An 18108-nucleotide genomic window follows, 5' to 3' on the forward strand; every position below is an offset into this window, starting at 1 on the left:
CCTCATGAGATGGCACCCTGGTGGGCCAGGTCCCTGCGCGGACGCGTCACCTTCATCGCGACGGCCGTAGCCGCCCTCGTGCTCATCCCCGTGGGCATCGCCGGCGTCCTCGTCACCAGGTCCGTGGTCACCGCGAGCGTCTTCAGCGACACCCGGGACACCGCCGAGCGGATCGCCTACGAGATGCGCGGCGGCGCCCTGCCCATGGGCGCCGCCATCCCGGTGCCGCGCCCGTCGGTCGACCTGATCCAGGTCGTCGGCCCCGACGGGCGCATCCTGGCCTCCAGCGACGCCGCCAGGAACCTGCCGCCGCTCAGCGACGTGCGCCCGACCGCCAAGAACCGGGTCGTCAGCACGACGAGCTGCCTGCCGACCGAGTGCGTGCACCTGACGGCGGTGCGGGTGAGCATGTTCGCCGACTCCCCCGTCGTCTACGCCGGCCGCAGCACGCCCGACGTGCTGGCCAGCCGGACCCTCGAGGTCATCGTCTTCGCCGAGGTCGCCCTGCTCGTCGCGCTGACCGCGTGGGCCACGTGGCTGGTCACCGGGCGGGCGCTGCGCCCGGTCGCGACCATGCGGCATGAGCTGGACGCCGTGCACGCCGGCGACCTCAGCCACCGCGTCACCGAGCCGCCCGGCGACGACGAGGTGGCCCAGCTCGCCCGCTCCGTCAACGGCACCCTGGCCCGCCTGGAGCGCTCGGCCGAGCAGCAGCGCCAGTTCGCCTCCGACGCCTCCCACGAGCTGCGCACCCCGATCGCCGGGCTGCGCGCCCAGCTCGAGAGCGCCCAGCTCTACCCGGACGACACCGACATGGAGGCGCTGGTCAGCAGCGCGTTGCGCGACACCGACCGGCTGGAGGCCATCATCACCGACCTGCTGCTGCTGGCCAGGATCGGCTCGCGGGTGGACGTCGTCAAGGAGCCCGTGGACCTGGCCGAGCTGGTGCGCAACGAGCTGGCCGTGCGCAGCGACAAGGTGCCCGTGCGGGTGGAGCTGGCCGGCGGCGTGGTGGTGGAGGGCGTCCGGCTGCAGCTGGCCAGGGTCCTGACGAACCTGCTGGACAACGCCCAGCGGCACGCCGAGCACACCGTACGGGTGACCGTCCGCGCGGAGGAGCCGGGCACGGCGGTGCTGGCGGTCGAGAACGACGGCATGGAGATCGCCGAGTGCGACCGCGAGCGCATCTTCGAGCGCTTCACCCGGCTCGACGCCGCCCGCAGCCGCGACGCGGGCGGCACCGGCCTCGGCCTGGCCATCGCGCGGGACGTCGCCATGGCGCACCGCGGCGAGATCCGCGTGGAGGACCGTCCGGGCGGTGCCCGGTTCGTGCTGCGGCTGCCCCTCGCGAATCGGTAGATTTCACCTGTCCCAGTCGTGGATCATGGACGGCATGACGGAACAGGCGCCGCAGGGCGTGAACCCGCACATCCCCAACGCGGCGCGGATGTACGACTACTTCCTGGGCGGCAAGGACAACTTCAAGGCCGACCGGGAGCTCGGCGACATGGTGCTCAGCGTGATGCCGGAGGTGCGCGACGGCACCCGGGAGAACCGCGCGCTGATCGGCCGCGTCGTGCGCTACCTGTGCGAGCAGGGCGTGACCCAGTTCCTCGACCTGGGCTCCGGCCTGCCGGCGCAGGAGAACGTGCACGAGGTGGCGCTGCGCCACGCCCCGGAGGCCCGCGTGGTGTACGTGGACAACGACCCGGTGGTGGCCGCGCACGGCCGCGCGCTGCTGGCCGACCCGAACCGGGTGGCGATGGTGCTGGGCGACTGCCGCCGGCCGGAGGAGATCCTGTCCGACCCCGAGGTGCGCGGGCTGCTCGACTTCGACCGGCCGGTGGCCGTGCTGATGATGTTCGTCCTGCACTTCATCACCGAGCAGGACGAGCCGCAGCGCTTCGTGGCCGCCTACCGCGACGCGCTGGCGCCGGGCAGCTACCTGGCCATCTCGCACGTCACCAACGACGTGGCGACGGAGCGGGCCGAGCAGGTGTCGGAGTTCTACCGCAAGGCCAACGCGGACTTCACGCCGCGCTCCGGGGCCGAGATCGGCGCCTTCTTCGGCGACTTCGAGCTCATCCCGCCCGGCCTGGCCACGGGGCTGCCCGAGCACGCGATCTGGCCGTTCAACGACCCGCTCAACCCGGTCTTCGTGGACGAGGAGCTGGCGCGGATGGCGTACGCGGGGATCGGCCGCAAGCCCTGACCCGGGTGGCGGGCAGGCCCGGGGCCTGCCCGCCCTCGCCTCACGCCGGGGACAGCTCCTTGGCCGGCTCGCCCTGACCGGTGTCGTCATCGTCGTCCAGCAGCGTGGCCTCGTCGAACGGCGCCTGCCCCGCCAGCACCAGCCCCGCCCGCTCCCGGTCGAACTCGCCGGTCCAGGTGCCGACGAGGACGGTGGCCACCGCGTTGCCCGCGAAGTTGGTCAGCGCCCGCGCCTCGGACATGAAGCGGTCGATGCCCACGATGAGGCCCACCCCGTCGACCAGCTCGGGCCGGTGCGCCTGCAGCCCGCCGGCGAGGGTGGCCAGGCCCGCGCCGGTGACGCCGGCCGCGCCCTTGGAGGCGACCATCATGAACAGCAGCAGCGCCACCTGCTCCCCGAACTCCAGCGGCGCCCCCGTGGCCGAGGCGATGAACAGCGTCGCCATGGTCAGGTAGATCGCGGTGCCGTCGAGGTTGAAGGAGTAGCCGGTCGGCACGGTGATGCCGGCCACGGTCCTGCTGACGCCCAGGTGCTCCATCTTCGCGATGAGGCGCGGCAGCGCGGTCTCCGACGACGACGTGGACAGGATGAGCAGGAACTCGCGCCCGAGGTACTTCAGCAGCGACCACAGGTTGATCCGGGCCACCAGCCACAGCACGGTGCCGAGCACCACGCCGACGAACAGCACGCACGTCACGTAGAAGGCGACCATGATGATGGCCAGGCTCTTGAGCGCCTCGATGCCGGTCGCGCCCACGACGGCCGCGATCGCCCCGAACGCGCCCACCGGCGCCGCCCACATGATCATGGCGAGGATGCGGAACACGAGCCGCTGGAAGTGCTCCACGCCCCGCAGGATCGGCGCGCCCTTCGGCCCCATGGCCTGCAGCGCGAACCCGGCGAGCAGCGCCACCAGCAGCGCCTGCAGCACCGAGCCGTCGGTGAGCGCCGAGACGACCGTCTCGGGGATGATGCCGAGCAGGAAGTCGACGGTGCTGGCGTCGGCGCCCTTGGCGGCCTCCGCCTCGGCGGCCTGCCGGGCGGTGTCGGTCAGGTGCAGCCCCGAGCCCGGGTCGATGACGTTGCCCACGACGAGGCCGATCACCAGGGCGACCGTGGACATGACGATGAAGTAGCCGAGGGCGAGCCCGCCGACCTTGCCGACCTGGGCGGCCTGCCGTACCGAGCCGATGCCGAGCACGATGGTGCAGAAGATGATCGGGCCGATCACCATCTTGATCAGCGCGACGAAGCCGGTGCCGAGGGGTTTGAGCGCCTGGCCCACGTCCGGCCAGATGAAGCCGACCAGGATCCCGAGCAGGACCGCCACGATGACGGCCAGATAGAGATAACGGGTGCGATCGCGCATAGGGGGGTTCTCCGCCGGTTTTCGATGGACCTTCTCGTCGTGCGACTATGCGCCTCACGAGTGATGCAGGTCACCATTGCGTAAGTTTCGTACATGAAGGGGAACCCGATGCGGCGCTGGAGCCTGGCAGGGCAGATGCTGGTCCTGCAGTTGCTCGTCGTCGCCGTCACGGCGGCGGGCGGCGCGGTGCTGGCCCTGTGGCAGGCGTCCGAGCTGCTGGAGCAGGAGGCGGGTGCCACGGCCACGGCCGTGGCGGTCAGCGTGGCGGCCTCGCCCGACGTGCTGGAGGCCCTCGGCGAGCGGGATCCGACCGTACGGCTGCAGCCGTACGCGCAGCGGGCCAGGGCGGCGACGGGGGTCGATTTCATCACCATCATGAAGACGGACGGCACCCGCTACACCCACCCGAACGAGGCCGAGATCGGCAGGCGCTTCCTCGGCCACATCGACCGGGCGCTGCGCGGCGAGACGTTCACCGAGACCTACACCGGCACGCTCGGCACCTCCAAGCGCGCGGTGACGCCGGTCGTCGCGGGCGGGCAGGTGCGGGCGCTGGTCAGCGCCGGCATCACGGTCGACCGGATCAGCGCCAGGCTGCGCGACCAGCTCGCCTGGGGCGGGCTCATCGTGGCGCTGGCGCTCGGCGTCGGCGCGGCCGGCACGTGGCTGGTCACCGCCCGGCTGCGCCGCCAGACGCACGGGCTGGGCCCGGTCGAGCTGGGCCGCATCCACGAGCACCACGACGCGGTCCTGCACGCCGTCCGGGAGGGCCTGCTGCTGGTCGGCAGGGACGGCACGCTGACGCTGTGCAACGACGCGGCCCGCCTGCTGCTCGGCCTGCCCGCCGACGCCGAGGGCCGGCACGTGCGGGACCTGGGCCTTTCGGCGGTCGTGGCCGACGACGAGGAGCGCGTGCACCTGGTCGGCGACCGGGTGCTGGCCGTCAACAGCGCCCCCAGCCGGCTCGGCACGGTCGTCACCGTACGCGACCACACCGAACTGCAGGCGCTGACCGGGCAGCTCGACGCCGAGCGCGGCTTCGCCGAGTCGCTGCGCTCGGCCGCGCACGAGGCGGCCAACCGGCTGCACACCGTGATCACGCTGGTCGAGCTGGGCCGCACCGAGCAGGCGGTGGCGCTGGGCACGGCGGAGCTGCGGGCGGCGCAGGAGCTGACCGACCGGGTGGTGGGCGCGGTGCGCGAGCCGGTGCTGGCGGCGCTGCTGCTGGGCAAGAGCGCGGAGGCGGCGGAACGCGGCTCCGAGCTGGTGATCAGCCAGGACAGCGAGCTGGACGACCTGGGCCTGGACGCCCGCGAGCTGGTCACGATCGTGGGCAACCTGATCGACAACGCCATCGACGCGGCCTCCCGCGTGGAGGTGCACCTGAGCGCCGACGAGCGGGGCGTGCTGATCCGGGTGAGCGACGACGGGCCCGGCCCGGCCTGCGCCGACGCGTTCGAGAAGGGCTGGAGCACCAAGGGTGACGGGCGCGGGCTGGGGCTGGCGCTGGTGGGGCAGGCGGTGCGGCGGCTGGGCGGCACGATCACGGTCGAGGGCTCGGCGTTCACGGTGAGGCTGCCGCGGCCATGATCTCCGTACTGGTGGTGGAGGACGAGGAGATCACCGCCGAGGCGAACCGCATCTACGTGGAGCGGGTGCCGGGCTTCGAGGTGGCCGGGGTGGCCAGGTCGGGCGCGCAGGCGCTGCGCTTCCTGCGTGCGCGGCCGGTGGATCTCATCCTGCTCGACCTCTACCTGCCCGACATGCACGGGCTGGACGTGTGCCGCGCGCTCCGGGCCGGCGGCCTGATGTGCGACGTGATCGCGGTCACCTCCGCTCGCGATCTGGCCATGGTCCGTTCAGCGGTGTCGCTGGGAGTCTCCCAGTACCTGCTCAAGCCGTTCACGTTCGCGACACTGGCGGAGAAGCTGACGCGTTACGCCCGGTTCAAGGAGGAGGCGGGCCTCGCGGTGGGCCAGGGCGACGTGGACCGGGTGCTCGGCACCCTGCGCGGTCCCTCGGAGCTGCCGAAAGGCATGGCGCGCGACACCCTCGACGCGGTGGCGGCCCGGTTGCGGGAGCGGCCGGAGGGCATGGGCGCGCAGGCCGTGGCCGACGCGATCGGAGTGTCCAGAGTGACGGCGCGCAGATACCTGGAATACCTGGTCGAGCTGGGTGTGGCGGCCCGCATGCCGCAGTACGGCGGGGTGGGCCGGCCAGAGTTGCTCTACCGGATCCCCATGGAGTGTTAATGGTGGTGACGCTGGCCGTTCAATCCGGCCCTCTAGCTTCTGGGTGCAATCCGATGCACTGAGGAGACACACCTTGCGAGTCCTGGCCGTTGTTCCCGCCCGCGGAGGTTCGGCGGGCGTACCCCTGAAGAACCTCGCCCTGGTCGGGGGCGTCCCGTTGGTCACCCGGGCGGTGCGGGCGTGCCTGCGCGCCGAGCTGGTGGACCAGGTCGTGGTCAGCACCGACCACGACGGGATCGCCGAGACCGCCAGGCAGGCGGGCGCGCTCGTGGTGGAGCGCCCGGCGGAGCTGAGCGGCGCGACCGCCTCCAGCGAGTCGGCGGTGCTGCACGCGCTCGACGCCCTGGGCGCGGACCCCGAGGTCGTCGTGCTGGTGCAGGCGACCAGCGCGTTCATCGACCCGGCCGACCTGTCGGCGGCGGTGCGCAAGGTCCTCGACGGCGAGGCCGACTCCGTCGTGTCCGGGCTGCCCACCCACGAGTTCCTGTGGACGGCCACCGGCGCCGGGATCAACCACGACCCGGCCGTGCGGCAGCGCCGCCAGGACCGCGCGCCCGAGTTCCGCGAGAACGGCGCCTTCTACGTGATGCGCACCGCCGGCCTGCGCGAGCACGGCCACCGCTTCTTCGGCGAGATCGCCGTCCAGCCGGTGCCGACCAAGCACGCCATCGAGATCGACAACCCGGAGGACCTGGAGCTCGTGCGAGCGCTCGCCCCGTTCATCGACCAGCCCGAGCCGATCGACGTGGACGCCGTCATCACCGACTTCGACGGCGTGCACACCGACGACCGCGCCTACGTCGACTCCGACGGCCGCGAGATGGTGCTGGTCAGCCGCTCCGACGGGATGGGCGTGTCGCTGCTGAAGCGCTCCGGCGTCAAGGTGCTCATCATGTCCACCGAGCACAACCCGGTGGTGGCCGCCCGCGCCCGCAAGCTGGGCGTGCCCGTGCTGCAGGGCCTGGCCGACAAGCGCACGGTGCTGCGCGACTGGCTGCGCATCGAGGGGCTCGACCCGGCCCGCGTCGCCTACGTCGGCAACGACGTCAACGACCTGGGCCCGATGGCCGAGGTCGGCTGGCCGGTCGCCACCCCCGACGCGCACCCCCGGGTGCGTGCCGCCGCCCGCGTGGTGCTCACCAGCGCCGGCGGGTCCGGCGCGGTGCGCGAGCTGTGCGACCGCGTCGTGGCCGCCCGCCCCGAGCCGGCTCCCGTGGAGGTGCGCAGCCGGCCGCAGTTCGGGCCGGTCGCGATCGGGGACGTGCTGGTCGGCGACGGCGAGCCGGTGTACGTCATCGGCGAGATCGGCATCAACCACAACGGCGACCTCGACCTGGCCAGGCAGCTCATCGACGTCGCGGCGGCGGCCGGCTGCCAGGCGGTCAAGTTCCAGAAGCGCACCCCCGCGATCTGCGTGCCCGAGGAGCAGAAGGGCCAGATCCGGCAGACGCCGTGGGGCGAGATGACGTACCTGGAGTACAAGGAGCGCACCGAGTTCGGCCGCGACGAGTACACACAGATCGCGAAGTACTGCGACGAGCGGGGCCTGCACTGGTTCGCCTCGCCGTGGGACGTGCCGTCGGTGGAGTTCCTGGAGGAGATGGACGTCCTGGTGCACAAGGTGGCCTCGGCCAGCGTGGCCGACCACGAGCTGCTGCGCGCCCTGGCCGCCACCGGCAAGCCGATCATCCTGTCGACCGGCATGTCCACGCTGTCGGAGATCGACGCCGCCGTCGAGATCCTCGGCACCGAGAAGCTGATCATGATGCACGCCACCTCCACGTACCCGCTGCCGCCGGAGGAGGCGAACCTGCGCACGATCACCACGCTCAAGGAGCGCTACGGCGTCCCGGTCGGCTACTCCGGCCACGAGCGCGGCCTGCAGATCTCACTGGCCGCGGTCACGCTCGGCGCGGTCTGCGTGGAGCGGCACATCACGCTCGACCGCACCATGTGGGGCTCCGACCACGCCGCCTCGCTGGAGCCGGCCGGCCTGGAGCACCTGGTGCGCGACATCCGCATCATCGAGCAGGCGCTGGGCGACGGCGTCAAGCGGGTCTTCCCCGGCGAGGAGGCGCCGAAGGCCCGCCTGCGCCGCGTGACCGTCTGACCGTCCCCACCAGGAAGAACCGACAACATTGATCACGCTCTCGGTCGTCGTGCCCATCCGGGACGGCGAGCGCTTCATCGCCGACGCGCTCACCTCGCTGTCCCGCAACGCGCGCGCCGACTTCGAGTTCATCATCGTGAACGACGGGTCCGTGGACGCCACGGGCGAGATCATCGACGACTTCATCGGTGAGCTGCCCGGGCTGGTCGTGATCCGCAACCCCGCGCCGGTGGGGCTGGCGGACGCGCGCAACACGGGCCTGTCGGCCGCGACCGGCCGGTACGTCACCTACATGGACGGCGACGACTGGCTGGCCCCCGGCTACCTGGCGCGGCTCGTCGAGGCGATCGACGGGCTCGGCTGCGACTTCGTGCGCGTCGACCACGTGCAGGTGGAGGGCCGCAAACGGGTCGTGCACCGTGCCCCGCTGGCGCGGCGGGGCACGGTGCTCGCCCCCCGCGACGCGATCCTGCCGGCCGGCGTGCGCACGATGGTCGACTACCCGTACGCCTGGGCCGGGATCTACCGGCGCTCCCTGGGCGACCTGCTGCACTTCCCCGGCTCGCTGCACACCGCCGAGGACCGGCCGTGGATCTGGCGGCTGCACCGGGAGGCGGCCACGTTCGCGGTGGTGTCGCTGGCCGGGATCTTCTACCGGCGCATGGTGGCCGGGTCGCTGACCCAGGTGGGCGACGAACGCCAGCTGCACTTCTTCGACGCGTTCGAGCTGGTCTTCAAGGACCTGGAGCCGGAGTTCCTGCCCAAGGCGGCGCGCAACTTCTGCGCGCTGCTCGCCCACCACCTGGAGATCGGCGAGCGGCTCACGCCGGCGCTGCGCGCCCGCTTCGAGGAGCGCGGCGCGCAGATGGTGCGCTCGCTGCCGCCGGAGCTGGTGGCCGACGCGGTGTCGCGGATGTCGGCCGAGCGCGAGAGCGTCCTGCGGGCCCTGGTGCCCGACCTGCCCCCCAGCCCGCACGTCCGGGTCCGCCGCGACCGGGAGGAGTCCTAAAGGTGAAGGTCTTCTACGCCTCGACGCTGTTCGGGGCGATGTCGCTGGCGGCCGCGATCGACGAGGGCCGCTTCGGCGACGGCCGGCGCGTCCTCGTCGTGTCGAACAACGCGGCCATCCCCGAGGTGGCGACGCCGCTGGAGCGCACGCCCGGCTTCGCCGCGCTGCGCTCCCGCTTCGACGCGGTGCACTCGTGGAACGAGCTGATCGCGCCGCTGCACCCCTCCGACTGGCGGGCCCGCGTCATCGAGGTGCCGATGTTCGAGCGCCTCATCCGCGCGCACTGGGGCCTGGACGACGTCGAGGAGCTGGTGCTGGAGTCGATCGCGGTGCCGCCGGCGCGCACGATCGCGGGCCTGGTGCGCGACTGCCCGATCACGGTCTACTCCGACGGGCTGATGAGCTACGGCCCGACCCGCGACCCGCTGCCCGCCGAGATCTTCCGCCGCATCACCCGGCTGCTCCACCTCGACCTCGTGCCGGGCCTGACGCCGCTGCTGCTCAGCGAGTACGGCGTCGCCCCCGAGCTGCTGCCCGACGAGCGGTTCCTGTCGATCGTGCACGAGGTCACCGCCACCGCCCCCGACATGATGGCCGGGCAGGCGGTCATCCTCGGCCAGTACCTGTCGGCGCTGGAGCTGCTCACGCCGGAGGAGGAGGCGGGGCTGCACGAGACGATGCTGAAGGCGCTGGTGGCGCGCGGCTGCACCGACGTCGTGTTCAAGCCGCACCCGGCCGCCGGCCGGCGGCACGCCCAGCTCCTGCGCGCGGCCGCCGGGCCCTTGGGGGTGCGGCTGTCGGTGGCCGCGGAGAGCGTGCCGGCCGAGGTGTGCTTCGCGGCGCTGCGGCCGGAGCTGGTGGTGGGCTGCTTCTCCACGGGGCTGGTGACCGCGCGCCGCTACTTCGGGCTCCAGGTGGCCTCGTACGGCACGGACCTGGTGCTGGAGCGGCTGACCCCGTACGAGAACAGCAACCGGATCCCGGCCACCATCGTCGACGCCCTGCTGCCCCGGCTGTCGCCCGACGGGCGCGTCGAGCAGCCGCCCGCGACGGACCTCCAGGAGCTGGTGCGGGCCGTCGGCTACTGCATGCAGGCCGACACCTACCCGGACCTGCGGCCGGAGCGGATCGACTTCGACCCGCGCTACTTCAAGCGCAAGCGGCTGGAGACGCTGGGCTTCGTCGCGGGACAGAAGCCCAGCACCCTGGCCAGGATCCGCAGGAAGATCAGGTCAGCGATCTGAGGTAGCGGCGCATGCGGCGCTTGGCCCGGTAGCCCACCCGCAGCATCTTGGGCGGCACCTCCACGCGGAGCCGGGCCCGGCGCCGCGCCGCCGCGTGCTCGGGCCCGTCGAGCAGCGACGTGGCGGCCGGCCTGGGGCGGGAGACGACGAACCCGGCCAGCAGCCCGGCCCAGTCGTTGTCCTCGGCCGGCTGGAAGTAGTTGGCCGCGCACCAGGACGCGGCGGCGCTGCGGAACTCGCCGGCGGCCAGCTCGTCGAGAGTGCCCAGCAGGTCGCTGCCCTCGAACACCAGGTTGATCATCTCGGCGTTCACGCCGAAGTCGCTCAGCACCAGCGACGGCACGCCCATCGCGATGGCCTCCAGCGCCGCCGTCGAGCTGACCGTCACGAACCCGGCCGCCCGCTGGAGCTGCTCCTGCATCGAGCCGGCCGCGAACGTCAGCCGCCCCGGCTCCCCCATCTCCCGCCACAGCCGCTGGTAGTGGAAGCGCTCGTTGTGCGTCTGCCGCTCGTCCTCCAGGGCGCGCAGCTTGACGACCACGTCGAGGTCGGGGCGGCGCCGGGCCAGCTCGGCCAGCGCCAGCAGGATCCGCTCGCGCTGCTCCCGCTCCCTGGGCACCTTGGCCTGCGTGGCGAACACGACCCGGTTGCCGTCGGCGGCGGCCGGCTCGGCCCGCAGGAACGGCAGCCGGGCCAGGCCCACCGCCCCGCCGCCGCCGAGCCTGGCGGCGATCTGGGAGAACTCGGCCACCTCCCGCTCGCTGTGCACCACGAACAGGTCGCAGCCGCTGCGGAACAGCCACGCCTTCTCCGTGGCCGGCACCGAGATGCCGGGCAGCCCGCTGACGAACACCGGGCGCGGGCGCAGCTCGTTCAGCACCTCGGCGACGAGCACGTCCACCACGGGGCCCGTGCAGGCCACGAGGATCACGTCGGGCAGCGTGCGCTCGGCCAGCCGCCGCACGGAGCGCGCCGACAGCACCGGCGGCGGGCCGCCCGGCCGGCCGCTCACCGCCGCGGCGATCTGCTCCGGGGACGGCGCGATCGGCGTGCGCACCACGACCAGCTCCGTCACGCAGCCCGCGGGCAGGTCACCGAGCAGGCAGGCCGCCCATTTCAGGTACGAGTCGGAGTCGGCGACCGCCAACACTTTCAACTGGGCACTCCGGTCAAATGCGAGCGCAGGGCGGGGGCCGCCCTGCTGGTCCACCAGTCATCGGGAACGTCCACGGGCTCGACGGCGACGCCGCGCGGGCTGAGCAGCACCCGCAGCGAGGTGATCGCCGTGGAGGGGAGGCTGAGCACGCGCTGGCCCGCGTCGAGGCCGCGCAGCGTCAGCTCGGCGGGCACGCCGGCGTCGTGCACGGTGATGCCGGGGCGCTCCCTGATCAGGGCGACGTCCACGGGGTCCTCGCGGCGGTGCGGGTAGTAGGCCAGCGGCTCGCGCGCGGCCAGGTCGGTCAGCCAGCGCAGGTAGTGGTCGCGGTGCACGAGGCCGTTGCGCACGAGGGAGGTGCCGAGCACGACCGTGCGCTCGGCCGGGCCCTGCGCGCTGGGCGGCTGGGCCCGCAGCCAGGCGAAGTCGTGGCGGACGAGGTCGACGCCGGCCCGGCGGACGGCCTCCTCCAGCTTGTCGTCCACGCTCAGGGCGGTGAAGACCGACACCTTGCTCAGCCGCAGCCGCAGCGCCGCCGCCAGGCCGAGCGCGGCGCGCAGCCTCGTCGGCTGGGCGCGGGCGCGCAGCAGCGGCCGGTACGGGCCCTCGGCGAGCAGTTCGAGCAGCCGCAGCGTGGCCAGGCCGTCGTCCACGATGACGATGCGGCCCGGCCGGGAGGTGAGCCAGCGCAGCTGCACCTTGCCGGAGAAGGCGTCCCCGACGGCCTGCACGCGCCTGGGCATGCGCTCGCGCGGCTCGGCCAGCACCAGGCCGTCCGGCAGCCCCAGCGAGCCCAGCTCGCGCCGGGTGGCCTTCAGCGGCCGCAGGCCCGCCCGCGGCACGACGGCCGTCTCGGGGCCGAGCAGCCCGGCGTGGTGGGCCTCGACGGCGCACAGCATCTGGAGCGGGGACTCCACCCAGGCCGACGCCTGTTCGACCACTCGTTGCCCTCCCAGCGGGGTGATGGCGCGTTAACGACCGCTTCAAGCTAGCCCCACCGCCTTAAGCCGTCAGAAACGCTGCATGAACAATGGAGGGTATGAATTCGCTCATGCTCAACACGGACGGCGTGCAGATCCCGCAGCTCGGGTACGGCGTCTGGCAGGTTCCCGCCGACGAGGCCGAGCAGGCGGTCACCACCGCGCTGCAGGCCGGCTACCGGCACATCGACACCGCGGCCGCCTACGGCAACGAGGAGGGCGTGGGGCGGGCCGTGCGCGGGAGCGGGCTGCCGCGCGAGAAGGTGTTCGTGACCACGAAGCTGTGGAACGGCGACCACGGCCGCGCCGAGGCCGCCTTCGACGAGAGCCTGGCCAGGCTGGGCCTCGACCACGTCGATCTCTTCCTGATCCACTGGCCGGTGCCGAAGCAGGACAAGTACGTGCAGGCGTGGAAGGCGATGGAGAAGATCTACCGTGACGGCCGGGCCAAGGCCATCGGGGTCTCCAACTTCACCGTGGAGACGCTCACCCGGCTCATGGACGAGACCGGCATCACGCCGTCCATCAACCAGATCGAGCTGCACCCCTACCTGCAGCAGCGCGAGATGCGCGCCTTCCACGAGGCCAACGGCATCCTGACCGAGGCGTGGAGCCCGCTCGGGCAGGGCAAGGGGCTGCTGTCGGACCCGGCGCTGGCGGTGCTGTCGGAGAAGTACGGCAAGACGCCCGCGCAGATCGTGCTGCGCTGGCACCTGCAGCTCGGGAACGTGGTGATCCCGAAGTCGGTCACGCCCGCGCGGATCAAGGAGAACATCGGCGTGTTCGACTTCATTCTCGACTCTGAGGACATGTCGGCCATCGGGGCGCTGAACAAGGGGCAGCGGCTGGGGCCGGACCCTGACACGTTCAACGTGGCGTGAGTGACGGGCGTGGCATTTGGGACGCCGCGCCCTTCAATGACATATTGCCCTTTACCTCCCCTATAACATCTCCGGATGCGAGATTTCACTTGGGGAATTGCGGCCACCGGCGGTATCGCCCGTACCGTGGGGGCCGCCATCGCGGCGGAGCCCGGCATGCGGGTGGCCGCCGTCGGCTCACGGAGCCTGGCCAGGGCGCAGGCCCTGGCCGCCACGCTGGAGGCGGAGTCGGCGTACGGCTCCTACGAGGAGCTGTGCGCCGACCCGGGGGTGGACGCGATCTACGTGGCCACCCCCCACGCGCAGCACCTCCAGGTGGCCGAGGCGGCCATCGCCGCAGGTAAAGCCGTGCTCTGCGAGAAGCCCCTCGCCGCCACCGTGCAGGACGCGGAGAAGATGGTGCGGCTGGCGCGCGAGGCGGGCGTCTTCCTGATGGAAGCCATGTGGATGCGGTTCAACCCGCTCGTCCGGCGCATCGCCGAGGATCCGCGCTTCGGCGAGATCCGCTCGGTGCAGGCGTCGTTCGGCTTCGCGGCGCCCTACGACCCGGCGCACCGCCTCTGGGCCCCGAGCTGGGCGGCGGGGCGCTGCTCGACCTGGGGATCTACCCGTTCGGGCTGGCCCAGCTCCTCCTCGGCATGCCTTCCGACCTGCGTATCACCGGCTCCCTGGCCCCCAGCGGGGTGGACGCGGAGGCGGCCGGCGTTTTGCTCTACCCCGGCGGCAGGCACGCTCTCGTGGCGGCCTCATTGCTCGGGAATTACCCGAACCAGGCCAGTGTTGTAGGTACTCAGATGCGGGCGGACCTCCAGGCGCCGTTCTGGGCTCCGCAGCGGATCGTTCTCACCGGGCCCTCCATGGAGCCGGAAGAGCATGTGCTCGATCCGGCCGACAACGGATATGCCGGAGAGATCCGCGAAGTCCGCGCCGCAATGGCCGAAGGCAGGACCGAATCCTCGATCATGCCTCTTGACGAATCCCTTGCCATGATGGGGCTTCTGGCCGACGCTCGCAGGCAGATTGCCTAGCTGGGCTTTTATGGATTTGTAATCCTCTTGCCTCATGTATTACCTTATGGGGCACATCGGGACATACGTCCGGTTTGTCCGGCTATGTCTGACCATCGCACGAAAGATCGCAGGATCGTCCTGCGACCGCTGAATCCGCCTTCGGGCGGAACCGGGGACCCAGGTCCTTTGGGGCGAATCGGCACTCCGGTGCCGTAGGGCAGCTTCCACGCCCGAGCCCGTCAGCTAACCCGGTAAGCGGCATGGAAGCAAGGAGCACCTCCCTCGATGGCCAAGTACCGTATCAACGCTGTCTCGAAGACCAACATCGCCCGCGCCGCCCTCGGCGCCACCGTCCTCGCCTCGGCCCTCGGCGTCAACGCCATGACGGCCAACGCCGACACCGCCACGGGCGTCGCCGCGGCCACCGCCGCGAAGCACCCGGCCACCGCCCTCGCCGCCCACAAGGCCGGCTCGGCGGACGACCGCGCCGAGACCAAGATCAACGTAACCGCTGACCAGGTCCTGGCCATGGCCAGGGCCCAGGTCGGCACCTCCGAGAACGCCGCCGGCGGCGGCACCAAGTTCCAGCAGTGGTACGCCAACTCCCAGCGCGCCGCCGAGACCGTCGCCCGCGACGGCGGCAGCCGCACCGCGTACCTGAACGCCGCCTGGTGCTCGATGTTCGTCTCCTGGGTCGGTGAGCAGACCGGCGCCCGCCCGCAGGTCGGCTGGGACGCCTACACCGTCGCCCACGCCAAGTGGTTCGCCGCCAACCACCGCTGGGGCACCGTCGCCAAGCCCGGCGCCGTCGTGTTCTTCTCCTGGAGCGGCGGCAAGAGCCTGAGCGACATCCAGCACGTCGGGTTCGTCGTCAAGGACAACCAGAACGGCACCATCTCCACCATCGAGGGCAACACCGGCAACGGCAAGGTCGAGGAGCGCATCCGTCCGAAGTCGCAGGTCGTCGGGTACGGGTACCCGCAGTACGCCGGCTGACGGAACGTTCCAGGGCCTGATCGCCTGCCCTTCACCTTCCATGTGACGCTCACGAGCGCGCGCCCCACCGGGGGCGCGCGCTCGCGCGTTTCCGGGGTCTTCCGGGGGGCCGCGCCGCGCCGGGCCGGGCGACGCGCCACGGCTCGCGCGTTGCCGGGGTCTCACCGCCGGACCGTGCCGGGCGGCGCGCCACGCTGCCCGGCCACCTCGCCAACCGGCCGACCAGGCACAGCGCCACCCACCCGCCTCGACAAGGATCCTCGCTGTGCCGGGCAGCACCGTTGCGCCGAGCAGCACCGTTGCGCCGAGCAGCACCGTTGCGCCGGGCAGCACCGTTGCGCCGGGCAGCACCGTTGCGCCGGGCAGCGCGGTTCCGGTCGGGCGGCGTGGCTGCGGTCGAGGGCCGGTTCCCGGGTCGGGCGGGTCGGTCCCCGGGTCGGGCGGGTCGGTCCACGGGGCGGGCGGGTAGGTCCCCGGGGCGGGCGGGCGGTCCCAGCCAAGCGGGCCGGTTCTGTCGGAGCGGCTCGCTACCTTGCTTCTTCCGAGGTTGTTCCGAGCACTCACCCCCCGGAGACCCGCATGGGAGCCAAGACCGGCGTCATCGCCTACTCCTCCTCCGACACCCCACTCCCCCGCCTGCTCCGCACCCCCGCCCGCCCCGACGCGGCCGCCACCGCCGCCCTGATCGAGCGCTCCTTCCCCGGCTGGCGCGTCTCCCCGGCCGAGCCCGGCACGTTGCTCGACGACATCCGCCCGCCCGACGACCTCGCCTACGCGACCAGCTTCCCCGGCGTCGACCTCATCTGCTGCGCGCACTTCATGCTCGACCACCCCTCGCAGCTCCCCGCCCACCTGGTGGAGGCCGGCAAGGGCCGCCGGCTCGTGCTGCACGCCATGCACAGCGTCGTCGACTGGCTCGCCTTCGCCGTCTGGGAGGATGGCCGCCTCGTCCGCTCCCTCAGCCTCTCCCCCGGCTACGGCATCATCGAGAACGTCGGCGAGCCGTACCCGTTCGAGCTGCCCTATTGGAACGGCGAGCACCCCGTCCCGCCCACCCCCGACGAGCCGTACCCGCTGCCGTTCCACCCGCTCGAGCTGGGCGAGGACGCGCTGCGCGAGCTGCTCGGCTTCACCATCGAGGGCACGGTCGAGCCCGGCGACGTGGACGCGGAGGAGGTGGAGCTGCTCGGCTTCACCGTCATCGACCCCGACGGGCCCACGCCCGAGGAGCGGCGCGCCGAGTTCGAGGCCCTGGTGGCGCAGATGGGCGAGCCGCGCGTCTTCCGTCCCCAGCCCGACGGCTCGCTCAAGGAGGTCGGCTGGGACGACCTCGGCTGACAGTTCCCCGTGCGCGCCGGTCAGCTCCACACCCGGTCGAGGAAATCGGCGATGAGGGGCGCGATCTCCGCCAGGTGCGTCTCCAGCGCGAAGTGTCCCGTCGCGAACAGGTGCAGCTCGGCCTCGGGCAGGTCGCGCAGGTAGGCGCGGGCGCCCGGCTCGGGGAAGAACGGGTCGTCGGCGCCCCACGTGATGAGCGCCGGCGGGGTGTGCGTGCGCAGCCACTCCTGCCAGGTCCCGTACCGCTCCACGTTGGTGTGGTAGTCGAAGGCCAGCGCCACCTGGGCCTCCTTGCGGCCCGGCAGGTCGAGGAAGTGCTGGTCGAGCGTCCAGCCGTCGGGGGCGATCACCGCCGGGTCGGGGACGCCGGTCTCGTACTGGCCCCGGGTGCCGTCCAGGGTGAGCAGGTCGCGGATCGTCCCCTCGGCTCCCGGGGTCTCGGGGCGCAGGGCGACGAAGTCCCTGGCGCCGTCGGACAGGCCCTCCGTGTAGGCGTTGCCGTTCTGCACCACCAGGCCCGCGATCCACTCCGGGTGCCGCTCCGCCAGCCGGAAGCCGACCGGCGCGCCGAAGTCGAAGACGTACATGACGAAGCGGGTCAGTCCGAGCCGCCGCACGAAGCCCTCCGTGACGTCGGCGAGCCGGTCGAAGGTGTACGTGAAGCCGCCGGGCGCCCGGGTGTGGCCGAAGCCGGGATAGTCGGGGGCGATCAGCCGGTAGCGGGCGCCGAGCACGTCCATGAGGCGCCGGAACTGGTGCGAGGCGGACGGGAAGCCGTGCAGGAGCAGGAGCACGGGGGCGTCGGGGCGGTCGGGGTGCGATTCGCGGTAGAAGACGTCGACGCCGTCGATGTCGACGTGGTGGTGGGTGATGCGCGGGACCGTGGGCAGCATGTCTAATTCCTTCTCCGGTGGATGATGCATTAGGTATAGCGCGAACTCTTCTAATGGGTCAATAGCGGGATGTACCATTAGAAGCATGAGCGAGCTCGGACCGCTGACCGGGGAGCCGCTGGCTCTCGACCTGGTCAACACGCGCACAGCCCTCGGCGATCTGCTCTCCACACCCGACGAGCTGCAGGAGTGGCTACGCCTCCAGTCCGACCGGCTTCCGCAGGTCGGGGAGCTGACCGAGGGCGACCTGGAGGCCGTGCGGCGGGTCCGCGAGCACACGGCGCGGGCCCTCGACCGCGTCCGGCACGGCGCCGAGCCCGCGGCGGCCGATCTCGCGGCGCTCAACCAGGCCCAGCGGGCCGCCCCCGCCATCACCGAGCTGACCTGGTCCGGCACCACCGTCCGCGCCACCCGCCGCCGCGCCGACGGGTCCGCCGGGGAGCGGCTGGCCGCCTGGCTGGCCGAGGCCGCCGCCGAGCTGCTGGCCGATCCGGCGGTCACGAACGTGCGCGAGTGCGAGGCGGACGACTGCGTCATGCTGTTCCTGCCCGCCCACCCACGCCGCCGCTGGTGCTCGGCCGCCCGCTGCGGAAACCGCGTCCGCGTCGCCCGCCACTACCGACGGCACAAGCCCTCCGCCTGAACGACCTCCCGCCAG

General features: G+C 72.3%; 16 protein-coding genes, 2 pseudogenes and 1 riboswitch. Of the genes and pseudogenes, 14 read left to right on the plus strand and 4 right to left on the minus strand.

What is annotated here, in order from left to right; all coding sequences use genetic code 11:
* Positions 1-9 precede the first annotated feature (9 nt).
* Together KIS93_RS09530 and KIS93_RS09535 are read left to right on the plus strand one after the other, a co-directional pair.
* Positions 10-1359 carry a sensor histidine kinase gene (locus KIS93_RS09530; protein ID WP_080040680.1) on the plus strand — a complete coding sequence of 450 codons (1350 nt, stop codon included), beginning with the start codon at positions 10-12 and terminating at the stop codon, positions 1357-1359.
* 34 nt (positions 1360-1393) lie between these two features.
* Positions 1394-2212 (plus strand): SAM-dependent methyltransferase, encoded by an 819-nt coding sequence (locus KIS93_RS09535; protein ID WP_080046976.1) that lies wholly within the window; start codon positions 1394-1396, stop codon positions 2210-2212.
* 40 nt (positions 2213-2252) lie between these two features.
* Here KIS93_RS09535 and KIS93_RS09540 read toward each other — a convergent pair whose 3' ends face one another.
* Positions 2253-3581: a cation:dicarboxylate symporter family transporter gene (locus KIS93_RS09540; protein WP_080040681.1), complete on the minus strand. Its 1329-nt coding sequence runs from the start codon at positions 3579-3581 to the stop codon at positions 2253-2255.
* A 93-nt stretch (positions 3582-3674) separates the two neighbouring features.
* On the opposite strand from KIS93_RS09540, the gene KIS93_RS09545 reads away from it, so the two are divergent.
* From KIS93_RS09545 to KIS93_RS09565, 5 genes are all read left to right on the plus strand, one after another.
* Entirely contained in the window at positions 3675-5171 is a 1497-nt protein-coding gene (locus tag KIS93_RS09545; protein WP_080040682.1) for a sensor histidine kinase, read from the plus strand.
* Positions 5168-5833: a response regulator gene (locus tag KIS93_RS09550; RefSeq protein WP_080040683.1), complete on the plus strand. Its 666-nt coding sequence runs from the start codon at positions 5168-5170 to the stop codon at positions 5831-5833. The genes KIS93_RS09545 and KIS93_RS09550 overlap by 4 nt, the downstream gene beginning before the upstream one ends.
* A gap of 73 nt (positions 5834-5906) precedes the next feature.
* The gene (locus KIS93_RS09555; protein ID WP_080040684.1) at positions 5907-7943 is read left to right on the plus strand and encodes an N-acetylneuraminate synthase family protein; all 2037 of its coding nucleotides are present in this window, start codon (positions 5907-5909) and stop codon (positions 7941-7943) included.
* 28 nt (positions 7944-7971) lie between these two features.
* Positions 7972-8952: a glycosyltransferase family 2 protein gene (locus KIS93_RS09560; RefSeq protein ID WP_080040685.1), complete on the plus strand. Its 981-nt coding sequence runs from the start codon at positions 7972-7974 to the stop codon at positions 8950-8952.
* A gap of 2 nt (positions 8953-8954) precedes the next feature.
* Positions 8955-10196, plus strand: coding sequence for a polysialyltransferase family glycosyltransferase (locus KIS93_RS09565; protein ID WP_155128073.1), 1242 nt, complete (start codon positions 8955-8957; stop codon positions 10194-10196).
* On the opposite strand, the gene KIS93_RS09570 is transcribed toward KIS93_RS09565, so the two are convergent.
* A complete protein-coding gene (locus KIS93_RS09570; RefSeq protein WP_230466525.1) occupies positions 10180-11346 on the minus strand; it encodes a DUF6716 putative glycosyltransferase in 1167 nt (388 codons plus the stop codon). The genes KIS93_RS09565 and KIS93_RS09570 overlap by 17 nt on opposite strands.
* A 2-nt stretch (positions 11347-11348) precedes the next feature.
* Entirely contained in the window at positions 11349-12293 is a 945-nt protein-coding gene (locus tag KIS93_RS09575; RefSeq protein WP_080040687.1) for a hypothetical protein, read from the minus strand.
* 98 nt (positions 12294-12391) lie between these two features.
* Between KIS93_RS09575 and KIS93_RS09580 the strand changes: the two genes are divergently transcribed.
* The 6 genes and pseudogenes from KIS93_RS09580 (at position 12392) to KIS93_RS09595 (ending at position 16557) form a co-directional block, all read left to right on the plus strand.
* Positions 12392-13213 carry an aldo/keto reductase gene (locus tag KIS93_RS09580; RefSeq protein WP_080040688.1) on the plus strand — a complete coding sequence of 274 codons (822 nt, stop codon included), beginning with the start codon at positions 12392-12394 and terminating at the stop codon, positions 13211-13213.
* Between the two features lie 75 nt (positions 13214-13288).
* Positions 13289-13639 (plus strand): annotated as a pseudogene (locus KIS93_RS68920) (Gfo/Idh/MocA family protein); the annotation flags it as partial.
* A gap of 17 nt (positions 13640-13656) precedes the next feature.
* Positions 13657-13947: pseudogene (locus KIS93_RS68925) on the plus strand (Gfo/Idh/MocA family protein); the annotation flags it as partial.
* 60 nt (positions 13948-14007) lie between these two features.
* A complete protein-coding gene (locus KIS93_RS63235; protein ID WP_222107370.1) occupies positions 14008-14241 on the plus strand; it encodes a hypothetical protein in 234 nt (77 codons plus the stop codon).
* A gap of 117 nt (positions 14242-14358) precedes the next feature.
* Positions 14359-14496: riboswitch (cyclic di-AMP (ydaO/yuaA leader) on the plus strand.
* A 12-nt stretch (positions 14497-14508) separates the two neighbouring features.
* Entirely contained in the window at positions 14509-15219 is a 711-nt protein-coding gene (locus KIS93_RS09590) for a CHAP domain-containing protein (protein WP_080040690.1), read from the plus strand.
* A 579-nt stretch (positions 15220-15798) separates the two neighbouring features.
* The gene (locus KIS93_RS09595) at positions 15799-16557 is read left to right on the plus strand and encodes a DUF6928 family protein (RefSeq protein ID WP_080040691.1); all 759 of its coding nucleotides are present in this window, start codon (positions 15799-15801) and stop codon (positions 16555-16557) included.
* Positions 16558-16577: 20 nt separating this feature from the next.
* Here KIS93_RS09595 and KIS93_RS09600 read toward each other — a convergent pair whose 3' ends face one another.
* Positions 16578-17450 carry an alpha/beta fold hydrolase gene (locus KIS93_RS09600; RefSeq protein WP_080040692.1) on the minus strand — a complete coding sequence of 291 codons (873 nt, stop codon included), beginning with the start codon at positions 17448-17450 and terminating at the stop codon, positions 16578-16580.
* A gap of 85 nt (positions 17451-17535) precedes the next feature.
* Here KIS93_RS09600 and KIS93_RS09605 point away from each other — a divergent pair, with 85 nt between their 5' ends.
* The gene (locus tag KIS93_RS09605; protein ID WP_080040693.1) at positions 17536-18093 is read left to right on the plus strand and encodes a CGNR zinc finger domain-containing protein; all 558 of its coding nucleotides are present in this window, start codon (positions 17536-17538) and stop codon (positions 18091-18093) included.
* Positions 18094-18108: the final 15 nt, after the last annotated feature.

This window comes from [Actinomadura] parvosata subsp. kistnae, assembly GCF_900323885.1.
In the GTDB taxonomy this organism is placed as follows: Bacteria; Actinomycetota; Actinomycetes; order Streptosporangiales; family Streptosporangiaceae; genus Nonomuraea; species Nonomuraea composti.

Excerpts from the sequence above, each read along its gene's own strand:
- KIS93_RS09530 (WP_080040680.1), top strand. The coding sequence starts at position 10 with ATGGCACCCTGGTGGGCCAGGTCCCTGCGCGGACGCGTCACCTTCATC.
- KIS93_RS09545 (WP_080040682.1), top strand. The coding sequence starts at position 3,675 with ATGAAGGGGAACCCGATGCGGCGCTGGAGCCTGGCAGGGCAGATGCTG.
- KIS93_RS63235 (WP_222107370.1), top strand. The coding sequence starts at position 14,008 with ATGCGGGCGGACCTCCAGGCGCCGTTCTGGGCTCCGCAGCGGATCGTT.
- KIS93_RS09580 (WP_080040688.1), top strand. The coding sequence starts at position 12,392 with ATGAATTCGCTCATGCTCAACACGGACGGCGTGCAGATCCCGCAGCTC.
- KIS93_RS09535 (WP_080046976.1), top strand. The coding sequence starts at position 1,394 with ATGACGGAACAGGCGCCGCAGGGCGTGAACCCGCACATCCCCAACGCG.
- KIS93_RS09540 (WP_080040681.1), bottom strand. The coding sequence starts at position 3,581 with ATGCGCGATCGCACCCGTTATCTCTATCTGGCCGTCATCGTGGCGGTC.
- KIS93_RS09600 (WP_080040692.1), bottom strand. The coding sequence starts at position 17,450 with ATGCTGCCCACGGTCCCGCGCATCACCCACCACCACGTCGACATCGAC.
- KIS93_RS09595 (WP_080040691.1), top strand. The coding sequence starts at position 15,799 with ATGGGAGCCAAGACCGGCGTCATCGCCTACTCCTCCTCCGACACCCCA.
- KIS93_RS09590 (WP_080040690.1), top strand. The coding sequence starts at position 14,509 with ATGGCCAAGTACCGTATCAACGCTGTCTCGAAGACCAACATCGCCCGC.
- KIS93_RS09550 (WP_080040683.1), top strand. The coding sequence starts at position 5,168 with ATGATCTCCGTACTGGTGGTGGAGGACGAGGAGATCACCGCCGAGGCG.
- KIS93_RS09605 (WP_080040693.1), top strand. The coding sequence starts at position 17,536 with ATGAGCGAGCTCGGACCGCTGACCGGGGAGCCGCTGGCTCTCGACCTG.